Below are 10494 nucleotides of genomic sequence, written 5' to 3'. Positions count from 1 at the left end.
GCCGATCGGCGGCGAGACGAAGACCGTCTGATGGGACGTCGAGGCGCGGAGCTCGTGGGTGCTCATCGCGATCCTCCCAAGGCGGCCAGGAGGCGATGACGATGGAAGCCGAGGAAGCGCGGCTGCCACTCGCCGGTGTTGTAGGGCTCGACCCTCGCCGGGTGATGGGCGGAGACGTGCAGCATCTCGCCAGGGACGACGACGGTGGCCACGTGGCCGGCGATGGTGCCGTCCAGGAACACCGCCATGTCGAACATGCGCTCGCGGCCGGGCTCTACCGGCAGCCAGGGCTCGGCGGCGCGCTGGCTGTCGAGCACCGCAGCGATCTCGGCCGCCTCGGCGTGGGAGACGTAGGCGTCCGCGTAGGACGGAACGGCGATGGAGCATTCGTCGGCGAGGACGAGCCTGTGCAGGCCCCAGCAGTCGACGCCGTTCCGGTCCCGCCCGTGTGGGCGAAACCGCAAGCCGACATAGCGGGCGGTCCAGCGCGGAGAGGTGGGCAGGGTGACCGCGCTCATCGAAACAGCCCCGGAAAGCGCGCCTTGGTCTGGCGCCCCGCTGGCCAGGGCACGGCGGAGATGTCCGGGCCAGTCAAAGTCAGCGGGATCTCGGTGCGGTTGCCGGTGGCGACCGACAGCTCGAGCCGGCGGAACTCGGCGATGAGCCGCCCGGGATCCGACAGGAGGGCGACGGCGAGCGAGGCCCGGGCCCTTGTGCCGGGCGGGATCGCCAGCAGCAATTCCACGATGCCCTGGTCGACGGCGAGGAGCGCGAGCTGCAGCTCGGTCACGGCGCCGCGCTTGTCCCTCGGCATCAGGGCGTCGGCGATCATGAACAGGTAGGGTTCGGCCGGGCCGTCCTCCGGCTGCAGCCAGGGCGAATGGGTGCCGAAGACCAGCGGATCCTCGGTGATGAAGTCGGTCGGATCGGTCGACAGCCGGATCGGCTTTTCGAGGGCATCGTGGTCGATGTGGATGAACATGACCTCCATCTCGGCGGTCACCGGTTCGGCACGCGAGCGCCGGGCATTGAGCGATTCCCGCGCCATCAGCGGATCCTCGCGAGCGAGAAGGACGCGCGCCAGCGAATGCCGACGGCGCGGAAGCCGGGAGCGCCCTGGAAGACGCAGAGCCAGGAGCGGGAGATCAGGATCGGCACGGTGCCGGCGAGGAGCGGCACGCCCGGCGAGACCAGGATGCCCCGGCCGTGCTCGCCCGGGCCCGGCATGGCGAAGGCACGGGCACCCCGCCTCAGCGTGTCGGTCCAGAACTGCGTGAGCCGCGCCCGGCCGCTGTCGTCGACGGTGAGGACCATCGCCACCGGATCGAATGTGCGGGAATAGCGCATCCCATACATCGGCATGCCGCGCTCCGGATCGAAGCGCTCGCGGGGATCGCCGAGCTGATACTCGAAGCCCTCGCGCTCCGGCAGCGGCAGCTGGCTCGGCCATTGCGCCACCGCCATCAGAGCTGCCTCGTGGGGATCTGCGAGCCGCGCATGGTCAAGGCGTCGTCGAAGGGCGATCCCGGCTGGCTCATGGAGCCGGCCAGGCGCCGCTCGAATTCGACCACCATGCGCCGCCCGCCGCGCCCGTCCGGCTCGCGTCGCACTTCCTTCACGGGAGGGGCGTTGACGAACTTCGGGTCGAAGATGACGGTCGGCTGGCCGGAGGCATCCGATCGCCCGTCACGCCCGGCGCCACGCCCAGCCGACGCGTTCGGCATCGCCATGGTCCGTCCGCCGACGATACCGCCGTGCTCGTGGCCGGGGCCGCCGCTGCGCACGCCGAGGCGGATCGCTTCGGCCTTCTCGGGACCGCCGACAGCCTTGACGTCATCCTGATTCCAGACGACCTCGCCGCGATGAACGTAGCCGGCGATGGCGTGCCGGGCGCCGGGCCCAGTGTAGCCGCCGGTGTCGAACCGCAGCCCTGCCCATGGATCGGACGCTCCGCCCCCGCCGAACAGGTTCGACAATCCACCAAGGCCGCCCCCGCCGCTGCCCATGCTGGAAAGCAGCTTCTGCAGAACGCCGCCCCAGCCGGGCAGGAACTGGTCGACCGCTTGGCCGATCCCGCCAAGCAACTGGCCGTTCAAGGCGCCGTCGAAGCCGGTTTGAAACTGGTTTGCGGCCGGGACCAGGGCCTCCGCCGATTCCGAGAGGGCCGAGGCCGATTGCTGGATCTGCTGCTGGTAGTCCGCCGACTGCAGCCCACCACCGGCCATGGCCCTTGCGCCGCCGAGCCCCTCCCAGCGCCCGACGCCAACCTTTGCTGCGCCGTACCAGGCGCCCCAGCCGCTCTTGGCCGCGTTGTTCAGCGCGAAATCGACACCCGCATAGGCATTCCGCGGATCAGCCGGATCGAGCCCCGTCTGATCCATGAAGGCGTTGCCGAGCCCTCGGCCGAAGCCGGTGCCGGGACCACCCTTGAGCAGCTGGAATGGTCCGTAGGACGGTTCGCGGAAGCCGTTCTTCTTGTAGTTCGACTGCCAGATGCCCTCGCCGAGACCTTCCGAGCGCGCCACGCGCAGCGCGATCGCGGGATCGATTCCCCGGGCGGCCGCCGCCTGGCGGATGTACTCGGCCATCTGGCTGACCGGCACGGCCCCGTTCGCCGTGGGCGCCATACCCGTTCCGGCCGTTACGCTCCACGCATCGGCAACGCGCTTGCTGTCGGCATCGAGCGGCGCCGCCGGCGCCAGCGCGCCGCCGCGGGTCACCGCGCCGATCGGCGCCGTCCCATTCGTGCCGCCGAGAAGATCGAGTCTGGGGATGCCGGACGCGCCCACCAGCGAGACGAACAGCGGGTTGCTCGTCGTCGAGCCGCGTTCGCCGAGCGTGATCGATGGTGCCGCGGGCGTGGCGATGGCCTGGCCGGTGATCCGCTTCCACAGCCCTTCGAAGCCGCCAATGTCGCCCATGGTCGGCGCCTCGCCGCCGCTCACGGCGTTCTTCAGCGGGTTCTTGATCGACAGGTCGATGATCGTCTTGGAAAAGTCCTTCGCGATGTCGGCGAAGAGTTCTCCCGGCTTCATCTTGCCGTCGAGATCGAAGGCCGCGTCGAGCACCTTGTCGAGGGCGTTCGAGCCCGTCTCGCCGAACGCGTCCCATGCCTTGCCGGTCCGCTCGATGTCGGCGCGGTATTCCGCCAGCGCCCGGGCCTGCTGGCGGTAGATGTCCGCCTCCCGGCTGCCGAGCTCTATGCCGGCGCGGCGGAGATCCTGCTCGGCCTGAAGATCCGTCATGATGCGCCGGCGCTCGGCCGCAGAAGTGCCGATCGCCGCGGCCTCGGCGTTCAGCTTCGCCAGCTCCTCTTCCTGTGGCCGGAAGAGGCTCTGGCTGGTCTCGACCTCCAGCGCCGCACGGCGCGCCTCGCCATAGGCGCGCCAGCTGGCGGCTGCCTGCGGGTTGAGCTCGATTTCGCGCGCGACTTCCTGGTTGATCGCGGCGAGCTCGCGGGCGTGGCCTTCGAGGCCGACAAGGGCGAGATCGTCCATCGCGCCGCGCAGGGCGTCATTCGCCTCGCGCTGCGCCTCTGCGTAGACCTTCAGCCCCTCGGCCGCGATGCGGCGCTGGCGCTCGGTGGCCTCGATCTTGTCGCCCTCGGCGGTGTTCAGCTCGATCGCTATCCGCTGCTGGGCGATCGAGGCCTTCTGCGCGGCCGTCCTCGCCGAGATCGACGCAATGTCCAGCTCGCGCGATCGGCGGGCGTTCTCCTCGCTGCGCTCCACCTCGTCGATCGCGCGCTTGTACTGGCGCGTCGCGTTGATCTGGATGCCTTCCGCCGCTCTCGCGCTGCCGGCAAGGCGAGGCGCGGCATTCATCTGGCCCTGATACGCCTCGGTGATCTTCTGGCGCTCGGACCGGGTGTCGGGGACGAAGCTCTCCAGCGTGTCGCGCCGCTCGCGATAGGCTTTCTGCGTCGCCTGGGTGACGGCGTCGACCGACAGCGCCATCGCCTGCAGCTGGCGCTGGGCGGCAGCAGCGGGCGCGGCCACCTCGATCAGCTTCGCCGCCAGCTCTCTCAGCTTGTCGTTGGCGAGATCCTGATTGGCGATCGTCGCCACCGCTTCGACGAAGGCGATGGCATCGCCCTTGCCCTTCTCGAGCTCGGCGTTCAGCGCCATGAGCGGCTTGCGGAACGCCTCGTACTTCGGCGCGACGTCGGTCTCGAGGAGGCCGATCTCGCCGAGACTGGGCGAGTAGCGCAGGTAGTCGCTGCTGAAGGCGCTGGGCTTGAAGCTCTTGGCGAGCGTGTCCTGGGCGGACAGCTGGAGTTCCGCCCGGCTCTGGCGTTCCTGCAAGGTTGCGACGCCAGGCGAGACGCTCTTGGCGTATTTGTCGGCCTTGTCGAGGGCGAGGCCATAGGCCTCCGCAACGCCCTTGAGAGCCTCCTTATGGGCGTCCATCGCCTCGTTGAGCGGCTTGATCTGCTTCTCGGTCCGGGTGGCGAAGTAGATCCCGGCGGCCGCCGCGGCCGTGAAACCGACGATCGCGAGGTTCGTCGGCGTCGCCAGGGCGAGCAGGCTGGTTCCGACGGCCTTGATTGAACCGGCCACACCGCCGGGACCTTCCTGCAGGGCGCCATAGACCTGTCCGGCCTGGCTGACGAAGATCTGCATCCCGTCGGCGCCCATCAGCCACATTGTGGCGGCGTCATTGCCCTGGCGGGACAGATTGAGCAGCTGGTTGGAGGTGAGCTTAGACGCGCCGGTGACGGCGCCGTAGACGCCGGGCATCCGGTTCAGGACGATCATCTGGCGCTCGGCCGCCGCGGCCGCCTCGCGGCGATAGACGGCGGCCTCGGCCGTGCTGAGGCCCGCCGTGCGTTCGGCCTCGGCGATCTCGGTCAGCGTGCGCTTGTAGTCCTGCCCGATCTTGAACAGCGGATTGTAGCGCTCGCGGACCTGGTCGAGCATCGCCGGCTGGGACTGCGGCGGCAGTCTCGTCGGGCCGCCGGTCCCGCCGGTCCCGCCTCCTGCCGAAGTGGATCCAACCGGACTGCCGGCGCGGTTCGTGTTCGCGCCGATCCGGCGCTGCACCTCCTGACGGTACTTCGCTTCGGCTCCGGCGACCCCGGTCAGCGCCTGGGTGACCTGCTTCGCCGCCGCCGCCTCGGCCTGCATTCCCGTCGCCATGGCCGACAGTTCGCCGCCGGCGGCCTTGGCGGCCTGGCCGGTGGAGGCGATCTCCTGCCGGACCTCGCGCGCGCCTTGCCCGACGCCTTTGGCGTCGAGCGTCATGATCATGGAGAACTGCAGCGGCTGGACCATCAGTCGGCCACCTCGGCGAAGGCGGTGAGCGCGGCGCTCTCCATCAGCTGCATGTCGGCGAAGGCGATGTCGTCGAAGCCCCGCCGGCGCATCATGGCGTCGACGTCGGCATAGATCAGGCCGGTCCGGATCGTCCGGTTCATGGTCGCGACCTCACGCCAGCAGGTCGCGCAGGCGAGAAACGCCTCCACCGTCCGCCAGTTGATCGACCACACCGCAACATCGTTCGTTTCCGTTTCCTCGTCATCGTCGACCGCGACGGTCACACCAAGCTCGGCAAAGGCCCGCTGATCGTCCGCATCGATCCGGGCCGATCGCGCCGGATCCGCCCGCCCGACCATCGCAAAGGCGGCCGCCCGGGCCGCCGCCGTCAGTTTCCCGCCCGCGCCTCGCCGGAGATCGAGCGCGCATAGGCGCGATAGGTCGCGATGCGGAACCACGGGAAGCGGAGCGCCTTTTCGAAGGCTTCTGGCGTGAAGGGTTCGTCGCCGCCGCCGGCGGCCTCGACGCCCCGCCAATTCTTGCTGACGCGCTTCAGGAGACCGTGCTCGTGGGCCGATCGCTCCTCGGCCGTCTTCAGCTCCAGAAAGTCGCGATCGAGCTTCTCGGCCTCCTCGATCGGCATGGCCTCGAACTGCATCTCGAAGGTCTGCTCGATCGTCTTGCCGGCGTTCGTGGGATCGGGAATGTGGACCGTGACGGGCCACCAGTAGAGATAGGTCTCGACGAGACGGAAATTCGCCATGCGATGATCCTTCGAAGGGCGTTTGAAGCGGGGCTGACCGCTCCTCGAGGAGCGGCGCAGAGGCTGCTAGCGGACGATGATCGACAGCTCGTCGTCACCGGTGTCGTGGCAGAGCATCAGCGGCAGCGAGTAGTTGAGGATGCCCTGGGTCTGCCCCTGCGTCGGTCGGCCGATCTCGACCTGCGGCGCGGTGAACTCGACGATGTTGCCGGCAGCCGTGCCGTGGACGACGGACAGCGCGCCCCGGGTCCGCGCCTTGGCAATGGCGAACCAGTCCTTCGTCGCCAGGCTTTTGGCCTCGACGACGGCGGTGCCGGTCGCGCGCCGATCGGTGATCTCCATCGATTCGGCGCCGATCAGGAACCGCGCCTCGACCTGGTTGCCGTAATCCAGCGAGATGCTTTCGGTGATCGCCGTCCAGCCATGCAGCGACATGACCGTGTTGGCCTTGTTGACGACCACCGGGCGCACGAAGGCGGTGTGGTCGACCGTCGGCAGTGCCGTATCGGTGATCGTGCCGAGCAGCCCCATCAGGTCGAAGCGAAAGCGCGGGATCTGGTTCGGCGTCTGGGTCGTCGTGAACGTGCCCCTGACGCCGAGGAGCACGTGGTTGACGCCGTCGGCGTTGAAATAGGTCGACGCCGCCTCTTCACCCGCAGAAACCGGATCGTAGCTGACCGAAGTGTCCGTTGTGACGGTCTCGGCCATGCCGCAGGCCCGCAGCAGCGGGCCGTAGGCCGGTGCCGTTCCGGGATCGTCGGAACCGGCGATCTCCACCGATCCCTGCAGCCGGGCATAGAGCCCGGTCAGCTCGACGCCCTGGTGGCCGAGATAGGGCAACAGGAGATCACGACTGACCTCCTGGCCTTCCATCGGCGTGAAGGTGACCTCGCTGAACAGCATGGCGTTGGCCGCACCGGTCGGCGTGGCATCGACGCCATAGGCGGTCTCGATCTTCACCAGAGCCGCGAGCTTGCGATATTTGCGAGTGGCCATCGGTCAGTCCTTCACTCTCGGCGCAGCAGTCTTGCCGCTCTCGGCCGCCGGCGCATCTTCGATCGCGGGCGCCGCGGCCTTCGCCAGCTCGGCGAGCCGGGCCTTCGCCGGATGCCCCTTCGGGATCTCGCCCTCGGAGCGCTCCTGGCGGGTGCCGCCCTCGTGCTTTTCCTTCCCCGTCTTCGGGTCGCGGATCGTCCGTCCGCCCTGTCTCACCGGCATGTCAGCTGTCCTCTTGGTAATAGGCGGCGGCGAATTGCTCTTCCCACCACACGGTGCCGCCCTTGGCGTTCGTCAGCTCGCCGGAGACGTGGGTGATGACGTCATCGGCACTTGCCGGCTGCCAGCCGATGAGGGCCGCACGCACGGCCGTCTTCAGCACTTCCAGATCCTGGCCGGCGGCGGCCCCAAGAGCGTCGGAAAGGTTGTCGACGATGATGACGACGCCGACGTCGATCTCGGTGCGCTGCTGGACGCCCGTCATGCGGCTGTTGTCCCCGCTCACCTCGCGGATTGGCACGACATAGGCGGCGGGTGAGGCCTTCGGCCGGTCGCGGACGGCGGCAAGGCCGATCGCGTCGCCGATGATCGCGAAGCGGGCATGGCAGCGCTCGACCAGCCGTGCCTCGATCTCTGTGACGATCATCGGCCGCCTCCCGGAAGAGACCGACGCTCGGTGTCGGCGACGATTTCGAGGATCTCGGCGCGGTCCTCGTCGGAGATCCCAAGATAGGGCCGCGCCGGGATGTTGATCTCGTGCGCCGCGACGTCGACGTCTCGGGCAAAGTTGGAGCGCGAGCGCTTTACGAAGCGCTGGTCGAGCGTGTCGGCCTTCGGGTCGTAGCGCTGATAGATCGTCTGGCGCCGCGCCGCCTGCTTGATGACGCCGCCGAGATGCTGGATCGCAGCATAGGCGACGTTGGTACCGACGGCAGTGCTGCTCGCGTCGGCCTGGTAGCTGATGCTCGAATAGAGCCGGTTCTTGACCCGCAGCATATGATCGTAGCCGCGCCTGGTCTTGCCGATCCGCTTGTTCGCCGTGCGTGGCGAAAGGCGCTGCCATGGCCGACCATCCGGCCCGCTTTCGCGCTCAAAACGCTGCTGGGTGGAGGTCACCAGATAGGCGCCGATCGCGTGCATTGCGTCGGAGCGATCGCGCTGCTCCAGCCGCGACAGCGCCGCCAGAACGGCGGAGTCGTCGACGGTGATCCGGATGCCCTCGGCCGCCACGTCAGAGACCCTGCATGCTGCGACGAGAGAAGAGCCGCTCGGGTGCATCCATCTGCACCGAACCGCCGGCAGGCTGCGCCGGCACGACGCCCTCGATGTCCAGTTCGGCAACGCCGTTCGAGATGTCCTTCAGCTAGGCAAGCGCCAACTTGAAGCCGCGCTCGACCTCGCCGTCCTTCTCTGCACGGTTGCCATGGAGGTAGAACCTGGCGACGTCGGCCGTCGCCTTGACCAATGCCTGCGGAATGTCGGCGAGCGGCAAACGGTAGCGCTTGCCGACATAGCCAGATGCCAGCGCAGAGGCGTCGCCGAGGGCCTGGGAGACGACGGTGTCATCGATCGTCGTCGGCGGTCTGTTGGTTCGATCGGTGAGTTGCGTCAGCTCGGTCGCGCCGTAGCGGTCGATCAGGTCCTGCTTCGTTGCAAAGCCGGTCATGCTGCACTCCTCGCTAGACAGGTCATGACCGCATCGACGAAGTCCTTCACGCTGGCCGCTCGTGAGACGGTCTCGTCGTCGAGCACGACGTCGAACTGCCCCTCCAGCTCGATTGCGATCTCGACCAAGTCGAGGCTGTCGGCGCCGAGGTCATTGGTCAGCGACGCGCCATCGGTGACTTCGAACTTCGCCACGCCGAGGATGTCGGCGATGGCGGCACGCACCTTCGGCCCGACGATCGCGCGGGCTTCGGCTGAGGCCGCATCGATGGCGGAGGAGAGGATCTGGGCTGCGGGGCTGCTCACGTGGGGGCTCCAAAATCGTGGTCCTCCGAGCCCCAGACCTCGGAGGGGTGCGGCAGGCGCTCGCTTCGGCCTGTTGGTCCGCTCGGGGCCTACGTCCTCGGAGGCCGCCTCGCCGTCAGACGGTCGAGGCAGGTCATTCCGACGGACGCCGGGGCCCGGTGGTATTGAGGTGGCGCGGCCCTCTCGATATCGGGCCGCGCCGATCGCCGGCGGGACGAGCCCCACCGTTCCGACGACGATTAGTCGGCCGATGCCTCGAGGCCGTCCTCGAAGGAGCGCTCCAGGACCGAACTTCGGGAGCGCTTGGCCTCGAAGTCCCGCCGGGTTAGCGGCACCAGGGCGCCGGGCTCGTAGAGCACCTTCGATTTCAGGATCCGGATCGTCGCGGTGAACTCGCGCGTCTCGGTGTCCGGCGCGACGGCGGTGATCGCGATGCGTTCGCCGCCCGCCAGCACCCGTTCCCGTGCCGGCAGCGTGCCGGCATAGGTCGAGCGTCCACTGGCGGGGAAAGCGGGATCGAAGACAGATCCAGCCGCTCGGGACCGGAAGGCCGCCGGGCGCGGCATCTGCGGCTCGATCGCGGCCGACCGCGGTTCGCCCGACGGCGTCGTCGAGGTCTGGACGGTCTCGATACCCGGACGGGTGGCCGTCTCGGTCGTGACCTTCATGGCGGCGCTGTCTGCCGGCAGCGTGCCTCCGTCGGCTGCAGGGCCGACCGGCGGCACGACCGCCGTGGTCGGAAGCTGTCCCGTGCTCGTCGAGGTGGACGCCCGGAGATCGTCCGTCCTGGTCTTGGTGGTGTCTTTCGCCATCGTTCAAAGCCTTTTCGAAACTTGCCTCAGCGCCGCCGGCTTTCCGCCAGGCACCGGTTCAGGGCCGGCGGATCACGCCGGAGCGACGATGTCCTGGAGGAGGAAGCTCACACCGGGCGCGACGATCAGTTCCTTGATCCGCTCGCCGGAGCGCACCGTCTCGCCCCCCTCGAGGCCGACATTCGGATCCTGCATCGAGCCGGAGATCTTGGTGCCGTAGGTGGCGGTGAAGCCGTGGGTGATCGTGCCGGCATTCACGTCGGCCGACGGATTGACGAACTGGAAGACCATGTTGCCGCCCCAGACGCGCTGGATGTCGGCGGCCTGGCCGAAGCTGGCGGCGTCCATATAGGCCTCGCCGACCAGCACCTTCTTCAGCTCGAAGAGGTCGGCGAACTGCTGGCGGGTGATCATGCCCTCGGTGGTCAGCCCGCCCTTCACTGCGTTGATCAGCTTGGGATGCGAGGAGAGGATCGACCAGTCGCGATGGCCCATCGTGACCTGGTTGGGCCGAAAGACCAGCGTGGAGTCGAGCACGTCCTTGATGACGCCGATCGGATCGGAGTTGTCGTAGTCGGAGAACTGGTCGGTGCCGGACAGCGCCATCTTCTGCGAGGTCGGATAGCTTGCCGGGCTCTGGATGAGGGTGGCGACGCGGATCTCGCGGTTGATCTGATTGTAGTCCTCGATCCCCATC

At 68.4% G+C, this 10494-nt stretch carries 14 protein-coding genes; all 14 read right to left on the bottom strand.

The annotated features are described in order from the left end of the window. Positions 1 to 62: 62 nt before the first annotated feature. Positions 63 to 518, bottom strand: coding sequence for an NlpC/P60 family protein (locus ATO4_RS26370; RefSeq protein ID WP_083595067.1), 456 nt, complete (start codon positions 516 to 518; stop codon positions 63 to 65). Beyond that, complete coding sequence (locus ATO4_RS26365; protein WP_083595066.1) at positions 515 to 1048, bottom strand: hypothetical protein; 534 nt, start codon at positions 1046 to 1048, stop codon at positions 515 to 517. The genes ATO4_RS26370 and ATO4_RS26365 overlap by 4 nt, the downstream gene beginning before the upstream one ends. After that, positions 1048 to 1464, bottom strand: a complete 417-nt coding sequence (locus ATO4_RS26360; RefSeq protein WP_083595065.1) for a hypothetical protein — start codon at positions 1462 to 1464, stop codon at positions 1048 to 1050. The genes ATO4_RS26365 and ATO4_RS26360 overlap by 1 nt, the downstream gene beginning before the upstream one ends. Continuing rightward, positions 1464 to 5273, bottom strand: a complete 3810-nt coding sequence (locus tag ATO4_RS26355) for a phage tail length tape measure family protein (protein WP_083595064.1) — start codon at positions 5271 to 5273, stop codon at positions 1464 to 1466. Before ATO4_RS26355 ends, ATO4_RS26360 begins: the two co-directional genes overlap by 1 nt. Continuing rightward, positions 5273 to 5539 carry a DUF1799 domain-containing protein gene (locus ATO4_RS26350; RefSeq protein WP_176223193.1) on the bottom strand — a complete coding sequence of 89 codons (267 nt, stop codon included), beginning with the start codon at positions 5537 to 5539 and terminating at the stop codon, positions 5273 to 5275. Before ATO4_RS26350 ends, ATO4_RS26355 begins: the two co-directional genes overlap by 1 nt. A 104-nt stretch (positions 5540 to 5643) precedes the next feature. Continuing rightward, complete coding sequence (locus ATO4_RS26345; protein ID WP_083595062.1) at positions 5644 to 6018, bottom strand: hypothetical protein; 375 nt, start codon at positions 6016 to 6018, stop codon at positions 5644 to 5646. A 66-nt stretch (positions 6019 to 6084) separates the two neighbouring features. After that, a complete protein-coding gene (locus ATO4_RS26340; protein ID WP_083595061.1) occupies positions 6085 to 7014 on the bottom strand; it encodes a phage tail tube protein in 930 nt (309 codons plus the stop codon). A 3-nt stretch (positions 7015 to 7017) separates the two neighbouring features. Continuing rightward, positions 7018 to 7236, bottom strand: coding sequence for a hypothetical protein (locus ATO4_RS26335; protein WP_083595060.1), 219 nt, complete (start codon positions 7234 to 7236; stop codon positions 7018 to 7020). A gap of 1 nt (position 7237) precedes the next feature. Continuing rightward, on the bottom strand, positions 7238 to 7660 hold the full coding sequence (locus ATO4_RS26330) for a hypothetical protein (protein ID WP_083595059.1): 423 nt from the start codon (positions 7658 to 7660) through the stop codon (positions 7238 to 7240). Further along, positions 7657 to 8244, bottom strand: a complete 588-nt coding sequence (locus ATO4_RS26325; protein WP_176223192.1) for a phage virion morphogenesis protein — start codon at positions 8242 to 8244, stop codon at positions 7657 to 7659. Before ATO4_RS26325 ends, ATO4_RS26330 begins: the two co-directional genes overlap by 4 nt. Positions 8245 to 8377: 133 nt before the next feature. Beyond that, positions 8378 to 8680 (bottom strand): DUF1320 domain-containing protein, encoded by a 303-nt coding sequence (locus tag ATO4_RS26320; RefSeq protein ID WP_083595057.1) that lies wholly within the window; start codon positions 8678 to 8680, stop codon positions 8378 to 8380. Then, positions 8677 to 8985, bottom strand: a complete 309-nt coding sequence (locus ATO4_RS26315) for an acyl carrier protein (RefSeq protein WP_210191152.1) — start codon at positions 8983 to 8985, stop codon at positions 8677 to 8679. Before ATO4_RS26315 ends, ATO4_RS26320 begins: the two co-directional genes overlap by 4 nt. A gap of 239 nt (positions 8986 to 9224) precedes the next feature. After that, on the bottom strand, positions 9225 to 9797 hold the full coding sequence (locus ATO4_RS26310) for a hypothetical protein (RefSeq protein ID WP_083595056.1): 573 nt from the start codon (positions 9795 to 9797) through the stop codon (positions 9225 to 9227). Between the two features lie 72 nt (positions 9798 to 9869). After that, positions 9870 to 10494, bottom strand: a 625-nt coding sequence (locus ATO4_RS26305) for a capsid protein (RefSeq protein WP_139802721.1), incomplete at its 5' end; no start/stop codon positions are given.

The organism is Aurantimonas sp. 22II-16-19i, from assembly GCF_002088275.1.
Taxonomy (GTDB): domain Bacteria; phylum Pseudomonadota; class Alphaproteobacteria; order Rhizobiales; family Rhizobiaceae; genus Jiella.
This window is presented reverse-complemented; position numbering and strand designations above follow the sequence as displayed.